This is a genomic window from Salinispirillum marinum, from assembly GCF_042650105.1.
Classification (GTDB): Bacteria; Pseudomonadota; Gammaproteobacteria; order Pseudomonadales; family Natronospirillaceae; genus Salinispirillum; species Salinispirillum marinum.
The window spans coordinates 684,289-701,457 of sequence record NZ_JBHSAL010000001.1 but is presented as its reverse complement, the minus strand read 5'-3'; the positions used below and the strand labels follow the sequence as shown (position 1 = coordinate 701,457).

The window sequence follows — 17,169 nt, the reverse complement described above, 5'->3', positions numbered from 1 at the left end:
GGACCAACACATGAAATCCATATCGCTCTGTTTGCCGACTGGCACGCCTGCTTCACGCAGGGTTGTTCACGGCGTTCTCTTAGTGTTAGCACTGTTTGTGGGGGCAGTGCAAGCCAATGCTCAGGCGGGCAACCCATACTTAGCGTTTTCTGATTTAGTCAATGGCCCGAGTACCGGATTGGGCGATGGTGTCGGCAGTGGCGCGGTAGTGACCGTATGGGGGCAGTTTCTCGGCGATAACGACGACAGCGGCACAGTAACCATGGTGGACGTGAACGCCAACGAACATGAAGCGCATGTGTACTATTGGAAGTTCGCTGACGGCGAGTTGCCTTCTGGGCCTGCCAATTTGCACGCCAGCCACTATATGCATGAAATTGCATTCTCGGTGCCCAACATGCCCAACGGTGCGGCGGAAATCTATGTGACGGTGAATGGTCTTGAGTCGAATCGCCTACCGTTCTTGGTGCGTGAGGGTGAAATTCATCACATTAAATCCAGTGGGGATGATTCGGTGGGCAATGGCTTGTGGAACAACCCATGGTTAACTGTTAAAAAAGCATTGAATGAAGCCCCAGCGGGAAGCATTCTGTATCTACATGACATTGTTATTGAACACCTTGATGATCCAGACGGTAGAGGCATTTATTGGAACAAAAGTGGCTCCACCAGCAGTTTAGACGCCCAATTTGCAATCGTCGCCTTTCCGGGTTTCCGGCCCACCGTTTCGGCCAAAAAAGCCGTAGAGAATTTTAATACCGAAGCCATGGTGGTTTCTAAGCTGGATTTGTATGCCTCCAGTCATACCGAAGTCGATGCCAATGACCAGCCAGTTGAAGATAGTTTGTTGGCCGGTAATGGCGGTACCTATGGCATCCAAACCACCAAAAATGGCCGTGCTGTCGGGAACCGCATCACCGATTTACCCGGCGGTTGTGCGAGCGGACAGGCGGGTGCTATTAGCGGCAGTGCGCAAAATGAAATTGACCGGGTATCCAATGTACGAATCTTGGGCAATGAAATTTACGACTACGGTTGTCACGGTTCAAGTAAGCTTCACCACACCACCTATTTGACCATTCGCAGTGGCGGCAACTCAATTGAGTCGGGTCTGCGTGATTTGAATGTGGAGCCCTGGGAGTTTGGCTACAACTATTTGCACGGTAACGATGCCAAATTCGGTATTCACAACTACGATGAAGACTTCGGTGGTTCTCGTGATCGTTGCGGCAACCTGACCGGCCCATTGCGCATTCATAACAATGTGGTGGTCGACCAAGGCGGCGCGGGTATCAGCGTTGGGTCTTCTTGTGGTTGGTCGATGGATGTAGAGATCGAAAACAATGTATTGATCAATGTAGGCTTGGCGGCCGCATGGGATGGCGTGGACGTGACCATATCCGAGGGGGCTGAAGGGGGCGGCATTGCCATACGAGATGACACGCCCAAGGGCTTGCTCAGCGATATACGTATTCGCAATAACGTCATTGTAGGTTACAGCGCCGATGGCAGTAATGACGGTGGTTGTTTGGCACTTACTGGCGGTGGTAATGGCGGCGACAACGTGACCATTGATTGGTCGCGCAATATCTGTGTGACAGCCATTGCTCAGCCATACGTGAGTTTTTCTTTTAATGCCGGGGCGAAGTCCGACAACATCACCGGCGCGGATAATGTGTGGTATTTCTCCGGTGAGGGTGCTGCACCGACGTTGCCATCTTGGGATGGCAGTGCAGTGATCACTGATCCAATGTTGGAGTTGCAGGTGCCAAGAATTTTAATTAATGAAGATTCTCCGCTACGAGAAGGAAAAAAAGCAACGCCAGGTTTGGTTCGTGACATCTACGGCCTTACAAGAGCTGCAACGTCAGAAGTTGGTCCCTTAGTGTTTAATGGTAGACAGCCCGGTGTTCCAAGTAGTGTAGTTTGGTCAGATTGAACCTTCCCATACATACAACCATGCTTCAGCACTAAGGAGATTACATGATCAACGTCGGCCTTACCGAGATGCACGGCATAGCACAGGAATATTCACAATTTCCCCCTGATGGCGTGCGCTATTCGTCAGTCACCGGTAACGAGCGTTACACCAAACGCATTTTTAAGAGTCACGCCAAGGGTGTGTATACCTATATCCATTCCCGCGAGCACGACATTATTGAAGCGCCTTTGTTTCCGGTGCTTACCCAGCAACCATGGATCTATACGCCCGCGCGCTTTTCATCCGCTGGCACGTTCGATTTTTTAGGCTTGCCAACGCCGCGTAAAATAAAAATGTTGTTTGTGGAGCAACTGTTGGCGCGCCCCAACTTCAAAAAATTGCTGTTCAAAAGCGAACATGGGCGAGCGTCATTGCAAGAATATGGTGGCATTACGCGGCGCGATATCGTGGCAAAAACCGACGTGGTGTACCCCATCGTGCGACGGGTAGACGATAACCTTATTGAATACCGCAATGATCGTTTGAACCTGTTGTTTGTCGGCGAGTTTTTGCGCAAAGGAGGGGCGAATGTGGTCGATGCTTTCATCCGCATTGCGGAAAAATATTCGCATTTAACATTGACCATTTGTGCCAGTGATCAATTTCAAACCGCGAACGCCGACTTGAAAAACGAATACTTGAAAAAGATTGCTGAACACCCGGCCATCACCATGGCGTTTGTGAACCGCGAAGAACTGATGACCAAAATCCTGCCGGCCTGTGACATCTATTTATGTCCGACGTACCAAGAGGCCTGGGGTTTTTCGATTCAAGAGGCGATGGCCTTTGGGCGGCCCATTATTGCCACCAACATCAGTGCCATACCTGAAATGTTGGAACACAACAAAAGCGGTATCTTGCTCGACATTAAAGACCAGCCGTACATCAAGCATTCGAAGGGCTATGTGATTAACCAGATTGATCCGGACTTTATGGCCTATGTGACCGATGCCATTTATAAACAATTGGATCAATTGATTCCCGATGTGGCACGTCGGACGGCCCTAGGACAAGCTGCCTTAGAGGTGGCGCGTACAAAGTTCTCGGCTGATACACGAAATCAGAAAATGAAAGCGATTTACGAAGCGGCGCTCTCGTAGGGCGCTTTTACGTGCGCCCCCGCACCCACTTCGCGGGATTACCAGCATAAATACTCTGCGCTTCTTCTAGGGGTTTTACCACCACACTGCCAGCGGCCACGATGCACTGCGGCGCCACATCGGCCATGATTACGCTGGTATTGCCCAGCCAGCAGTCTTCACCAATTTGAATTTTGGTGTACACGCCTTGCTGTGCCTGCATGGGGGTGTTCAGGTCGTTGAAGCCGTGTTGTTTGTTGCCGCTGAGGATGTGTACACCGCTGCCCACCAAGGTATTTTTGCCCAGAGTGCATTTGCCAATATTGCATTGCGGGCCGATATACACGCCAGCTTCAATGGTGGTGTCGCGGTGCGATAGCAGGGTCAGGAAGCCTATGGAAATATCATCCGACGTATCAGGGCAAGCCAGGCGGTAGAACGCAGCGCGGCAATACACGCCCAGCTTGCCCGGTATCAAGCTGAGCGCTTGCGAGAAGCCTTGGAAGGTGCTGTCTTCACGGCCCAGTTTGGCGAGCAGGCAAAACAGCAGGAATACCGGCCACATGAGCACTAGAAACAGGGTTTTTATACTACGCTTGATGTGTTGCTTCATGATCGGTTCATTCTCGTGTTCCACCAGTGTCGTTCGCGCGTCGGTCGGAATTCCCGGATTCCTTGCCATAAACGGCCAATGATCAATCCCAGCAGTCGGAGCAAGGTAGCCTGAGGCGGCTTACCAAAGGTGAAGCCAGCAGTGGTGAGAGCCTGCGGTGGAAAGACTTCTCGGGCGGCATCCGGCCCATGGTTCTGCAGGAGAATTACTTGAATACGGGTAAAGCTGAGCGTACTGGATTGGGCAAGGTGCTGTGTTACATAGTCGAGCCACGCTTGGCCTTGTGCCCGGTAGTGCTCGGCGTGCTCCGGGTCTAGGTCGGCGGCTTGGAACATCAGCATGGCTTTGCGGACATCCTGTGCTACCCAGGTATCGTTAGGGAATTCCAGTTGTTTGGGGTCACTCAAAAACGGCTGTTCGTGCTGCCGCATCCAATCGGTATACGCCAGAAAAGCCGCGCGTGTTAACGTAAAGCTGTGGTCGTACTGACCCGCTTGCGCCTTGGTGCGTAGGAAGCGCGCCAGTGCTTGGACCAAAATAAGATACGACCAGCCGGTCTCTACCGTCATCAATTGACGAGCGTCTATGTCATCCTGTGGGTGCAGGGTATCTCGGATAATGGCCGCACAGCGGTCGAGGTAGCGTTGCTCGGCACTCACCTCATAGGCATCAATCAGAGCAACCAAATAATTGCCTGTACCTCGGGTGAACGGATAGCGATAACTGGAAACCTTGCGTCCACGCAATCGGGCAACGAGTTTTCCGGCGTAGTCGCGCTTTACGGCCCACAAGGCAGACAACAAACCCGGCCCGCCATCGTGGAGGGCGATCATCCATCCGGCAAGATCGAGCACCGCTTGTTTGCTGTGCGGGTTGCCAGTGAGGAAGTGGTGGTACGCCAACCCCGTGGTATAGCAATGCTCGGCGGCCGGGCCGCCACCGGTTTGGCCAGGAATGGAGCTGGTGCTGTTGTACTTGCTGTAGGTGCGATGGGTGGCCGTGCTCGCGGGTAAATAATGGTCGGTGTGCCAGAACAGGCCATGATTGTATTCGGCGCGATCAGCGTCGGTATGGTAGAGGTCAATGTCTACGACATGGCGGGCCAGGTCATCCATCAGTCGAAACCAACGAGTATCGCCGGTACGGACAAACTGGCGTGCGAAGCCATAGATCGCGTCGTATTGATTGTTGTAGTGCGAGATAAACGGCGGTTGGTCGGGCGTTTGATACAGGCTTTCATGGTCGGCGAACAGGTCGCCAAAGTGCCGCCAGCCGAATTCGTCAATGACTTCGCGTTTGATAAAAAAGTTGTCCGGGCCGGATAAACCCGTGGCTAACAATGGATCGATCGGGGAGGGTTGGTCGGCATGCGCGAACCAAGGCAATACCTCTGCGGTGGCGTAGGCTTGGGTGTCGACCACGGGCACCAACGGCGTCGCGAGCCACGCCAAAGCGTCGGTGGTGCCGTTAAAGGCCAAGGCCAGTTGCTGTGTTTTGCATTCACCGCCTTGGAGTTCATGGGTGTGTTCCGACGCGGCCGGAAATAGCGCCAGTTCAAGGTGTTGATTGGATGAACTCAGGGCCGATGGGAACTGCTGCCAGAACTCGCTGATTCCGCCGTACAGACTATGTTTAGCGTCGGCCCACCACGCCAAGGGTTGGGCACGCCCATGCGTGTGGGTTGTGTCGTTGGCTTGGGCAACACTATAGCCGGAATAACGCAGAGGTACGGTGCCACTGGCATCCATATGGTTCAGGCTATTCCAGTGGTCACCTCCGCTGGCGTGTTGCGTCACTCGCAATTGCTCTGCAGTGGTCGTCGTAAGGGGCACGGTGTCCGGCGTAACCTGTACATGGCCGATGCCGCTGTGACTGCACTGCACCCGCAGTGCCAGTGCTGAAAAATGTACTGAGCCAGGGTCGCCCAAGTCCCATAAGCCGCCGTTGTGCCGAGCGCGTTGCGGATTATGGACGCGGCTCGCCCACGTCATCAGCCCGCCTTCTGCATAGCAGCGCACGCGATGCTCTACTTGAATATGGCGTTGGCCGCTGTGATCTCGCCAGTGTCCATGTATTAAGAGTTCCACAAAAACTGGGTTGTCTTGCGCCAAGGGTTCAATGCGTTCGGTGACCCAAGTACCGGGGTGTTGTTGGGCATCGTTGAACTGCCAGTCCAAGGTGTGCGTGGGCGATGACGCACTAAGGGCTTTAATCTGCCATTGCCCGGTCTGCCCGTGCAGGGTGAAATTATGCTTGGGTGTGCTGATCTGCCACGCGTTATTGTGCTGCTCAACGCGCAAGTAGGTTCCGTGTTGTGGTGATGTACTTGAAGGCCTTTCGGGTTTTAGTGACAGTTGCTGAGACTGCATCGGCGCGAGCGTGATTTGGGTGGTGACACGCAGCCATTTTGGACTGCCGTTTGGCCATTCGGCGGCTGTTTCAATGCACGCGGGCAGAGGTTCGTGCTGCTCGTCGTACAGATGCCACGGTAGATCCGGCGACAGATCTTTAGGCAGTGCGACCCCAAATTGCACGGGTTCAGCGTATCGTCTGTAGGCGTTGGGGTTGTTCAGCGTAATAAGAACGGGTGCCGGATTCATTTCAGGACTACCTGTGCAAGCGCTTGATCCATGCGTTGGGCCTCGGCTTGGCAATCCAGCGTAAAGCAGCGTGCCTGTAAGCTCACCAGAACAAAACGCTCGTCGCCGACCAATAAAGCCGGAATCTGCAACAGTTTGGCGACTCGATAGTCGACTGTAGTGAAGGGTCCGATCTGATACCAATAGGTCCAGAGAACCTGTCGCGCGCTTTGGGTGTCGCGGTAGAGTCGAAGCGGTGCAATGGCTGTTTCTGTTGACGCCTGCGGTTGCCAATCACGACGCGCTTGCCAGCGTCGAGCGTCGTAGAGATTACCCATGAACGGTACCATTTTCTCTTGACGGGTTGGGCGTTGAAATTGTGCGAGGCTGGCCAAAACGGTGCCATTGGCCAGGCTATAGTGGGTTTCTGTAAGTTGGCTGGGCCAGTCCAGTGGGAGTGGCAGTGATCGTGCGGTTGTGCCGACGATGGGGTGTTCCAATGTCCAGGCGTTCAGTGGCGTACGCTCGCGTTGACCCAGCAATGACAACGCAAGGATCAAAACGCCAAGGCCGAGCGCTATGCAAATCCCGCGTAGACTCATGGTTGTCACCGGTGCGGAGGCGGTTGGGCGAAGGCGATAGGCCGGAGCAAAGTACAAAGCGGGCAAGCATACCGCAGCAAACAGTAGCCAGCCAAAGAGCTCATGATCGTGCATCAAGCTGCTGGTCATTTGCGACTGATAGCCAATCACCACTAACGCGGTAATGCGTATCCAGTTCATCAGGAGTGCCAGACCGGCGGCGACGGTCAGGGTAATCAGCCAAGATGGCCAGCGATAGCCGTTTAACATGGCAACCAGGGTGCCAAGCACCAGGGCAATGGCTAAATAACGAATGCCTGAGCAACCATCGGCAATAACCAGAGAACCCCATGGCAGATGAATGGTGCTGCCTTCAATCAGTGCCGTCATGCCGAACAGTCCAACCCAAAGATTGACCACCACGCTGGCCATGGCAATTAAAGGGTCTATAACGTCGGCCCAAAAGGGCAACGCCAAGGACAAGAGAAACAGGTGAGGCAAGGCGGTCCAAAGGGCACTCCAACCGGATAACACTGCAATAAGTGCGGCGAGGCCGACCGGCAGCATAAAGAAGGCAAGGGTATCGATCTGTACCCAGCGAAACAGCGTCCATACACTTAACGTTGCCGTCAACGCTACGACGGCCAACCAGAAATGTGTGTGCTGACGTGTTCCCGTTGCATTGGGTTGGCGTGTGGATGCGGCACCGGGGGGACGGATGACGAGCATGGCGCAGAACAATAAGAAACTGGGCAAGCCGTGTGAGAGCACCTGTTCAAAGCCAAGCCATTGTTGCCAGAGCGAACGCCAGGTCGGTGCCATAACCACAACGCAAAGCACCGTAGCCACAAAATAGGGGCCGTACAAAGGTATGTTGTGGAGCGCTTTCCTTACCGTCATGAGGGCTCTGTCTTCGTATCTTTAAAGCCGAATATGGCCGCTGCCTAGCTTACTGTGAATGTTGCCGGGCTGTGAACGCTTTTAAACACGAAAGGCCAGCGCGATGGCTGGCCTGTTGTGTCTGTTGCGATCGATTCAAGCCTGGTGCATGCGACGACGCACAGCGCCCAGGCCGATCAAGCCCACCAACAGTAGAGCAAAGGTACTGGGTTCGGGAACCATCACCAGATCGATCATGCCTTCGATGACATCATTGGCGCAGGTCATGCCCCAGTGAAACGCCATGGTCGAAGCAGAGGTTAACGAACTCAAGGATAAGTCGGCGGAGATACTCAACAAGGCATTGCTGACCGCCCATGTTCCCACATCACCCAACCATTGGGTTTGTGCAGAGGCAGTATCGACAATCACTTCCTGACCATCGCGCCATTGGGCGTTGCCTTGCATCAAGTCATCGCTCATTAACGCGGTTTGCGTGTTGCTGCCCGTGAGGGCAAACAACGAAACTGTGCCACCGTTGTTATTGTAGCGATCACTCAGTACTAAGCCATAGGTCCACTGGGTGCCGGTGGTGGCATCATCTTGGGTGAAGGGCGCTGACCCAAACGGCGTCCACTCGCTGGTCAAGAATAAGTCACCGTAGCCAATACCAGTGCCGCCAACGGTGTAGGCATTAAACAGTTGGCCGGATTTTTGTGCAAAATTCGTGGCGATATCGAAGGTGAATTGGCTGCCGGTCTGGGTGATGGTAGCGCTTTGGATGTCAAACTGGCTGTCTAAGCCGATCACATCGCCATGGCTGTGTTGCTTACTACCAATATAGGTGTCGGTAACCGTGATGGGTGATGCGAATACGGTACTGGTGAGGCTCGCGCTGATCAGGGCGATACCTAAAGAAAGTGTCCATTTCATACTACGAACCTCATAAAACTGGGTTGAGACAACGTTCAAGATCTGTCTATCGGTGTTCTAATGTGTAAAGCAGTTCGACAACTGACTCAGAGGCCTAGGAATAAGCACTCTGAGTCACGGTCATCGATCAGGCGGCGTTTTGGTTGCGACGGCGCGCCAACCCCAAGCCAGCCAAGCCTAGGCCCAACAGGGCCAAGGTGCCGGGTTCTGGTACGGGTATGAACGATTCAATCATCACTACCATGTCGGTGTAGTCACGGTCGGACGCTGACAACAACAAGTCTTCCCAAGCTAGGATGAAGTTGTTGTTAGTGAACAGGCCGTGGTTACCGTCGCCGTTGGCATCAACCATAAGGCTACTATCACCTTGGTAGGCGACCATATGGCTGTCATCTTCGCCATTGTTATCTAGGTCACCGTTCAGATGCGCTTGTGAGTAAAACGTATTGCCTTGCCCAGAGTTCAAGTAAAAACCAAAGTTCAGGCTATTGAACGTTTGCGAATTTTGTCCGAGAAACTGGTTTTGCGCATTGAAGTAGGTCGCTGTGAAGGTGTTGCCCCACAGAGCAAGAAGGGCGCGTGCGCCGGTCCCTGCGGCACCACCGAACAACTCGAGCGTTTGTCCGACGTTATTGACGTCGTAGATGCCTAAGGTGTTGTTGTTCGCATAAGCGGTCATTTCCAACATCATGACCGCGTTTCCAGCACCCACTGAATCTAAATTCCAGACAGATGATGGCGTATGTTGCGCGGTATGAACATCAAGGAAAGAACCGCCTTGAGTACGTGCGTCCAAGGAATCTTGGAGTGCTGTGCCATTGATCTGCGTGTAAGCACTGGCGGTGGTTGCCAGTGCCAACACGCCGAACGCAACGGCTACTTTTTTGAAATCCATGTTGTAAAACTCCGAGTCGTCATTGTCTTTGTTTTGCAACCAGGCATTCTCGGGGAGATCCTTGGCTTTCCGTCCCATCCTCGCGAATGGTTTGGCATGGCGTTGTGAACCGGTTGTAGAGGTCACTTCTGGTCTGATTTAAGCGAATATTGTGCCAATTATGTTCTGGCGAGATTCTATGGGCTTTTCAGGCGGGATTAAAAGGGTATTACACTGTTCAGTGTAAGAATAATCGACAGGGCAGGCGCTGCATGAGGGGATGGATGGCAATGCTGTGGTTAACACTGTAAAAAAATTCAACACCAGGCCGGACTGTGCCGGCCTGCCCGTGAGCGGCGCTTACTGTGCAGCACGCACTGCCGCTAAGTGTGCTTGTATTTCAGCGTCTTCCGGGGCCAGTGTCTGGGCACGCATCAATACGTCCATGGCTTCTATGCGCTGTCCGTCCAAGTGCAACACCCAGCCTAGCGTATCTAAAACGGCGGGATTTTCTGGCGCTAGCTCAGCCGCACGGCGCGCTAAGGCAATAGCCTCGTCGGTATTGGATTCGCGCACCAGCCATGCCAGATTATTAAGCACCAATGGATTATCTGCGTTGCGGCTTAAGGCTTCGCGATAGGCACGTGCGGCACCCAGTTCATTGCCAAACCGCAAACGCTGATTGCCCAAGGTTTGCCATGCAATGGGGTTATTGGGTTGACGTTGTGTCCAGGTTTCGGCCAACAGGTCGCTGCCGGGTTGATTGGTGAGATTGGCGAGCCGTATCAATTCAGGCAATACGGTGGGGTTGTCCGAGCTGAGCCAATAGTCGTTCAGGCTGGAGTAGGCAGAGTCGGGCCCCTGGTCTTGCAATGCCAACGTTGAGCGCGTCAGCGCCGTGCTGGGTAAAACGCCAAACTCGGCCTCAATGTCATCGAGCAGTTGATCGGCCTCGGCTGTCCGACCTTCGGCCGCCACAATGCGCACGAGAAACAAGCGGTGATCCGGGTTCTGGGGTTGTCGGCTTACAGCTTCTGCAACGCGCGCACGCGCTGTGCCCCAATCTTCCCGATTGGCGGCTTGCCGGGCTTCGGCGACCAGCCAGTCGGTATGTATGCGATTAACGGCTGGATTGTCTGCTTGTGCCGATGCTAAGAGCGCTTGTGCGTCCGCCAATCGACCCTGCTGAATATGAATTTGTGCCGCCAGTGCTTTGGCATGGTCTGCTAAGGCAGGGCGTTCGATGCCAGTTTCCAGCAACCAATCCACAACCTCTTCTGGCGTGCCTTGGCGTGCAATCAATTGTCCAGCTTCTTGTAAGCCACTGATGTCCGCCGGGTTGGCGTCAGCCGCACGTAGAAAAGTATCGATGGCGGCGCTGTTCTGTCCGGTACTGCGCTGCATACGAGCTAACGCGAGATAGGGCATGTGCCAGTTCGGACTGGTCTGGATAAGGGATTCCAAACGGTTCATGGCGCGAGTTGTGGCGCCGTACTGGAAATCGGTCAGCGAGGCTAAAAACAGACTGTAGGGTTCATTGCCATGGTCACGCAGCAAGCGGTCACGCACTTGCTCGGCTTCAGCTTGGGCATTGCTGGCCACCAATGTGGTGAGGTATTGCTCGGTAATCACCCAGTCGGTAGGTGACTGCGCAAAGGCGGCACGTAAATACCCCATGGCTTGTTCAGGCTCGTTTTGCGCTTGATGATACTGTGCTAAGGCAAGGCGTAAGCGGCTGCGCGACGGGTCCATCTGCAAGGCTTTCGCCAAATGGATTTTGCCTTGTTCAATGTTATTTGGATCACTGTCGGCGAGGGCCAGAATGCCATACATCGCCATTAGGTCGACGTCTGTCGGGCGGGCCATGAGGGCGCGTTGTAAGCTCGACATGGCTTGGTCGCGCATGCCTTGGTCGACCTGAGCCATGGCGGATAGGCGAATGAAGGGGATAGGCGCCAGTTCCACGTCCAAGTTGTCGGTTAACAGCGCGGTGCCTTCTTCGAGGTCGCCCTGTTGCAAGGAAACAGCACCCAACAGCAACGCGACCAACTGACTGTCCGGGTTTTGTTGAATTAGTGATTCCAGTGTCGTCCGGGCTGTTTCCAGGTCGCCCCGACCGATGGCTTCAACGGCGGATTCGGTATTGCGCGTAAATTCCACGTTGGTGTTTTCATTCAGAATTTGATTGTAGATCATGGCTTGCGTGGCATTGCCCTGTTCGGTCAGGGTGCGCGCCAACAAGCTGACCAGCTGCCGCCGGGTGGGCAGAAAGATGTCTGAGCTGGGCACTAAGGCCAAGCCTTCCGTCAATGTGCGTGTGGCGTCGTCCAGCTGGTTTTGTTGATACAGGCTGAGGCCGCGCAGATACTGCAAGTCTGCGGTGCTGTTGTGGGCTGCACTGAAACGATCAATCACCGCTAAGGCTTGGTCGTAGTTCAGTAGATCAATGTGCAAGCGGGCCAAGCCGGCGGCAATTTCAGCATTGTTCGGTTGACGCGTTTGGGCGGCTTCATATCCCGCCAGGGCTTGTTGGTTGTTACCGGCCAGACGGTCAGCGTCAGCCTGCAAGCGCAACAGCTCGGTTTGCTCCGCCTCGTTTGCCGCTGTGTAGCCGGTTAAGGTCTCCCGTACTGACAAGTGTTTGCCCTGTTCGGCATAGGCCTTGGCCAGTGTTAATGTCACGGCACGTTGCCCGTCGTTGTGCCAAGGTTCCAGCAGGGCGGCGGCTTGATGCGGCAGACCAAGAAATGTAAGCGTTTCGGCCAACGTCAGCGTTGCGGTGAGGTCGTTGGGGTTCTTTTGCAGCGCTGAGCGCAACTCGATCATCGCAGCGCGGTACTGGCCTTGGTCGGCGTACACATCAGCACGCTCCAAATGTTCTGCGGCGGCTGATCCGTCATCTGACCCACCACAAGCGGCTAGCATGAACGTCAGGCACAGCAGTAGCAGGGTGCGCGCGTATGAATTTTTGAACATGTTACATTCCCTCGTTCACGATGGATTGTCGGCGGATATATGGTATTTTTTGAGCAAGTCATACAGCGTGGGCCGGGTGACGCCCAGTGCTTTGGCGGCAGCGCTCACGTTGTTGTTGGATATCGATAAAGCCTGCATGATGGCCTTCCGTTCGGCCTCTTGGCGAACATCCCGCAAGTTCAATAAACGCATGGTATTGCTGGCGGGGTCTAGCCCTAGGTCATCACGTTCGATGACCTTACCGTCGGTGAGGATCACCGCCTTTTTGATTTTATTCTCCATTTCGCGCACATTGCCGGGCCAGTCGTAGTCTTCAATGGCGGCGACGGCATCTTGCGAGAAGCCGGTCACTCGGGCATAGCGGTCTACGGCGTATTTGGCCAAGAAATGCCGAGCCAGAACCGCCTTGTCGCCATCCCGTTCACGCAGGGGGGGAATGTCGATGACCATTTCAGCGATACGATAGTAAAGGTCTTCCCGAAAGGTGCCGGCGGCGACCATCTGTTCAATGTTCTTATTGGTGGCACAGGTAACGCGCACATCAATGGGCGTTGATTTACGTCCGCCAACGCGCTCGATGGTGCGTTCCTGCAAAAACCGCAATAGTTTGGCCTGCAAGGCCAGGGGCATGTCGCCAATTTCATCGAGAAACAGGGTGCCACCAGCGGCGGCTTCAATGAGGCCCGAGCGCGCCTTGTCGGCCCCGGTGAAAGCCCCCTTTTCATAGCCAAAGAGCTCGCTTTCCATTAGGTTTTCAGGAATGGCCGCGCAGTTGATGGCAATAAACGGCTGCTCGCTGCGTTCACTCAAGCGATGCAACATATTGGCGAGCACTTCTTTTCCGGTGCCACTTTCACCAATAAACGTACAGGTGACATCAGAGGGGGCTATTTTTTGCACCAAACGACACACTTTCAGCATGTCGGGGTGCCCGGTCACTAACCCACCCGTCGGGTTTTGCGGCGTCAGCAAACGGCGGTTTTCTAGTTCCAGTTCAGCAACATGAAAGGCGCGGCTGACCACATGATCCAGCTGCATTGGATCAACAGGCTTGGTGTAGAAATCGAACGCGCCCAGTTCAATGGCTTTCAAGGCATTTTCCCGGTCGCCCTTGCCGGTTAATACGATGATTTTGGTATGTCCGGCCAAGGACAGTATTTCCGACATGCAGCGAAAGCCTTGGCTCACGCCTTCCGGGTCGGGTGGTAGCCCTAAATCTTGAATAACCACCATGGGTTCATGTTGACGCACGGCAGCGAGTGCTGATTCACGGTCGCCTACCGTGAGAATGGTGGTGGACTCATCATCAAAGTGCCAGCGCAATTGGCTGCGTAGCCCTTCATCGTCCTCTATGATCAGAATAACGTTGTCTTGCATGACCATTTCAGTTCCCTTGCTCCATAACGTGAGGAAGGCGTGCGGTAAAGGACGTACCTTGCCCCGGTGTGCTGGTAACGTCGAGTGAGCCGCCCAGTTCTTCGATAAATGAGCGGGTTAAATACACCCCAATGCCCATGCCTTGCCCTTTTTTGGTCGTTTCAAAAGGCTTGAACAGGCGTTGCTGAATGAACGCGTCATTCATACCACAACCTGTATCCTGCACAGTAATCACCGTACTGGTTGGGCTGGTGGTGTCCAGATAGATGTCGACCAATCCGGTCGGTGGCGTCGCCTCCTGAGCGTTTTTCAATAGGTGTTTGAATGCTAGTATAAAGCGATCTCGGTCGGCTTGTATATCTCGGTCTGCGCCACGTAGATGCAACACGGGGTGAGGTGGGTTGGGGTCACAGGCATCAATGCTGGAAGCCAGTGCGGCACCGACAGAAAAGCGAGATAGGCCCGTGTCTTCGATGCGACCGAACTTTTGAATCAGCCTTTGCATGCGCGTGGCGGCGTTTGACACCGTCATGATCATGTCATCAATGAACGCTGCTTTGGCGCGATGGCGGGGTGCATTATTGCTGACCAAAGTGAGCTGGGCTGCCACGTTGTTCAAGTCATGCATGATGAATGCCGAGAGTTTGTTGTAGGTATCCAACTGGCGGGCTTCGGTTAATTGTTCTTTTTGCGACATGGTAAGAATGTGGTTGGCAAGCTGCCGGCCCATGGTTTTTAGGATGTCCAGATCTTCCCACGTTAAATCGGTGTCGATGCCCGGTTTGCCCAGCATCACGAACCCAATCAGTTGGTGTTGCGCAATTAAGGGTACGATCAATTGGATGTCGTTGTGCCGGGTAACCCAGTGTGGCAGCAGGCTGTTGTACTCGGCCAGTGGGCCTTCTTTGGCACGCGGCGCAAACACCCATTCGTGATCGGCCATGATACTAACGAAAGCATCGTCGACACCGACCGGTTGAGCCGTTTTCGTAGCCCATTCCGGCGTCACATACACACGCTGGTAACGCTGGCCTCGGAGCACGCGAACCTCGCCGTTCGTGGCTTGGAAAGGTCGCCCAATGGACTGATAGGCAATGCGATACAGTTCACTGGCATCGGTCACATCCGTCAGCGCATAGATGACGTTCAACCACTCGCGGCGATAGTCGTATTTGTGGTTAAAAAAGTGCTTGCTGATCCACACCTGCATGCGTGTACGCATGCGATTGGAAAGAAAAAGTGCCGCCAGGATGACAATAAACCCAAACTTCAACAGGGTTAGCAGGTAAATGCCCCATAGTCCGCCCCAAGACTGCACGTAGTACCCACCCAAGGCAAACAGGATAAGGCCGAAAGAACTGAGCAGAAGAGACGTGGTGTAAAAGGCTACCGGTCGAGAAAAGCCTAGGCTGCCTTTATGCGTGTCGGCGTTGCGAAACAATAATCCGGCCCCCACCACCAAGAAACTGGACGCCATCAATAAGGCCGCCCGAGCTTGCCACAATACCAGCTCAATTTCTTTGAAAAGGAGGTTTTGGGCGTAAAGTACGACATTGAAAATGAACACAATACCGAGACTTACGCCCAGTAATTTTAAAAAACGACTGCTTAGGGTATTGCGGATCAGTTGCTCAAGGCTGGTCAGTGCAATGATGGACAGCAACACAAAACTCAAGGCGATGGTACTGCGACCATGAGTTAGGTCCAGCCAGATATCGGCCAGACAAAAAAGATACACCAAAAGGCTGACCAGTGGCGTCAAGGTAAGTTTAAACGGCCATTCTTCGCGGCGCAGTTTGCGTAGGGTGTAGGATAACGCCAATATCCACGCCAACAGATACAGCCCTTCAAGTGACAGCGTCCACTCGGTGGACGTCGTGTTTTGCGTCAGTTGAACGGTAAAGACAAACAGCCAAAGCGTTTGCAGCAACGCTGCACCCGCCAGGGGGAGTTGCCATGTCGAACGCCAGCCCGCAAAGGCAAGGTAGATCGTTAGAATGAACGAAAGTGTGGTCGCACTGCCGTACGAAAACGCCGTAACCGCGTGAAAATCCATACGCCTCGGCCTATTCTTGAGTTGCCTTCACGAACGTACTGTAGATGCCATCGGTGTCGTAGGCCGCAATTTCCACTTCATATTCACCTTTGGGGATGTTGGTCAGGCGATAACTCGTGGGCTCCTTTTCGCCGAGTGTGATGCTCTGGAAGGTGGCTGCACCGACTTCACGGTAACGAATTTCATAACCCATAAGGCCGCCACCGAGCGGTTCGCCATTGATCCGGTGCGTAGGCGGGGTCCAACTCAGATTGATGGTCATGTTGTTGTCTTGTGCCGTGTTACCACCGTTGCTATTGCTGGCGGCTTCCGGCTGGCAACCCACCAACAGGAAAACACTGCTTATGAGGCATAAAGCGGCGAGGTTTTTCATGTCGAGTTCCATAGTGACATTAAGCGGTCAATGCCGCATCGGGAAAGACTATAGACACTTTTTAAGCGCTTACAAGCCCTGATTTAGAACCTGACTGATTGGTAAGCGAGGCGTGTAAAGGCGTTCGATGGCATCAAAACCGGCGTTTTCCTGACCCAGATCAAAGCAGTCGTCGGTCAGAGGGCTATCTTAAGTAGGTGACCCCAATGGTCATAAATTGAACGACAGGAGACGACCCATGACAACGACACAAACAAGCGTGATCTTGGTTCCCGTAGATGGTTCAGCGGGTTCACATAAAGCCTTGGCCCTGGCGGCCGAATTGGCAACCCGGATGGGTGTAGATTTGCAGTTGTTGTATGCATTTCCGGCCGATGCAATGGAAATCCTTGGGCCTTTAGGCGATGTGGTGTCTTCCGAGCAGTTGAAGCTGTTGAATCCGGACAACTTCAACAAGTTGCGTGATGACTCAGCGGCCAAAGTGTTTGCCGAGGCCCGCGCAAACCTGGATGCTGCAGCGCGTGACCGCACCACTGATGTATTGTTAGCGGGAGATCCTGCAGAGGCTATTTTGAAGCATGCCCGAGATCAAGCGCAGCCGTTGATCATTGTGGGCAGCCGTGGCATGTCGCGCGTGAAAGAAATGATGCTGGGCAGTGTGAGCCAACGTTTGGTGCACCGCGCCAATTGTCCGGTAACCGTTGTGCATTAATTGCTTACGCAGCGTCCCTTCAGTGGGGTGACGTACGCGCTCCACTGTCATCCCCTTTTTCCCGGCAATCGGGAAATAGATATATCGTTTTCGATATATTAGTTTTCGCAAAACTCATTTTACTTTGTGCCTCTAAAGCCCCAATTTTAGGCGTCG

At 53.8% G+C, this 17,169-nt stretch carries 12 protein-coding genes and 1 riboswitch; of the genes, 3 read left to right on the top strand and 9 right to left on the bottom strand.

Going from position 1 to position 17,169, the window contains the following annotated elements; all coding sequences use genetic code 11:
• Positions 1-10 precede the first annotated feature (10 nt).
• Together ACFOSD_RS03325 and ACFOSD_RS03320 are read left to right on the top strand one after the other, a co-directional pair.
• Positions 11-1,939, top strand: coding sequence for a hypothetical protein (locus ACFOSD_RS03325; RefSeq protein ID WP_380693565.1), 1,929 nt, complete (start codon positions 11-13; stop codon positions 1,937-1,939).
• Between the two features lie 44 nt (positions 1,940-1,983).
• Positions 1,984-3,081: a glycosyltransferase family 4 protein gene (locus tag ACFOSD_RS03320; RefSeq protein ID WP_380693567.1), complete on the top strand. Its 1,098-nt coding sequence runs from the start codon at positions 1,984-1,986 to the stop codon at positions 3,079-3,081.
• A gap of 7 nt (positions 3,082-3,088) precedes the next feature.
• On the opposite strand, the gene ACFOSD_RS03315 is transcribed toward ACFOSD_RS03320, so the two are convergent.
• The 9 genes from ACFOSD_RS03315 to ACFOSD_RS03275 form a co-directional block, all read right to left on the bottom strand.
• Positions 3,089-3,673, bottom strand: a complete 585-nt coding sequence (locus ACFOSD_RS03315; RefSeq protein ID WP_380693569.1) for an acyltransferase — start codon at positions 3,671-3,673, stop codon at positions 3,089-3,091.
• Entirely contained in the window at positions 3,670-6,273 is a 2,604-nt protein-coding gene (locus ACFOSD_RS03310; protein ID WP_380693571.1) for a hypothetical protein, read from the bottom strand. The genes ACFOSD_RS03315 and ACFOSD_RS03310 overlap by 4 nt, the downstream gene beginning before the upstream one ends.
• Entirely contained in the window at positions 6,270-7,733 is a 1,464-nt protein-coding gene (locus tag ACFOSD_RS03305; protein WP_380693573.1) for an exosortase/archaeosortase family protein, read from the bottom strand. The genes ACFOSD_RS03310 and ACFOSD_RS03305 overlap by 4 nt, the downstream gene beginning before the upstream one ends.
• A 135-nt stretch (positions 7,734-7,868) precedes the next feature.
• Positions 7,869-8,645 carry a PEP-CTERM sorting domain-containing protein gene (locus ACFOSD_RS03300; protein ID WP_380693575.1) on the bottom strand — a complete coding sequence of 259 codons (777 nt, stop codon included), beginning with the start codon at positions 8,643-8,645 and terminating at the stop codon, positions 7,869-7,871.
• 127 nt (positions 8,646-8,772) lie between these two features.
• Positions 8,773-9,540, bottom strand: a complete 768-nt coding sequence (locus ACFOSD_RS03295; RefSeq protein ID WP_380693577.1) for a PEP-CTERM sorting domain-containing protein — start codon at positions 9,538-9,540, stop codon at positions 8,773-8,775.
• Positions 9,541-9,571: 31 nt separating this feature from the next.
• Positions 9,572-9,646, bottom strand: a riboswitch (cyclic di-GMP riboswitch).
• Between the two features lie 233 nt (positions 9,647-9,879).
• Entirely contained in the window at positions 9,880-12,495 is a 2,616-nt protein-coding gene (locus ACFOSD_RS03290; RefSeq protein ID WP_380693579.1) for a tetratricopeptide repeat protein, read from the bottom strand.
• A gap of 15 nt (positions 12,496-12,510) precedes the next feature.
• On the bottom strand, positions 12,511-13,878 hold the full coding sequence (gene prsR, locus ACFOSD_RS03285) for a PEP-CTERM-box response regulator transcription factor (RefSeq protein WP_380693581.1): 1,368 nt from the start codon (positions 13,876-13,878) through the stop codon (positions 12,511-12,513).
• Position 13,879: 1 nt separating this feature from the next.
• A complete protein-coding gene (prsK, locus tag ACFOSD_RS03280) occupies positions 13,880-15,928 on the bottom strand; it encodes an XrtA/PEP-CTERM system histidine kinase PrsK (protein WP_380693583.1) in 2,049 nt (682 codons plus the stop codon).
• A 10-nt stretch (positions 15,929-15,938) separates the two neighbouring features.
• A complete protein-coding gene (locus ACFOSD_RS03275) occupies positions 15,939-16,301 on the bottom strand; it encodes a fibronectin type III domain-containing protein (RefSeq protein ID WP_380693585.1) in 363 nt (120 codons plus the stop codon).
• A 238-nt stretch (positions 16,302-16,539) separates the two neighbouring features.
• On the opposite strand from ACFOSD_RS03275, the gene ACFOSD_RS03270 reads away from it, so the two are divergent.
• Complete coding sequence (locus ACFOSD_RS03270) at positions 16,540-17,013, top strand: universal stress protein (protein WP_380693587.1); 474 nt, start codon at positions 16,540-16,542, stop codon at positions 17,011-17,013.
• Positions 17,014-17,169 lie beyond the last annotated feature (156 nt).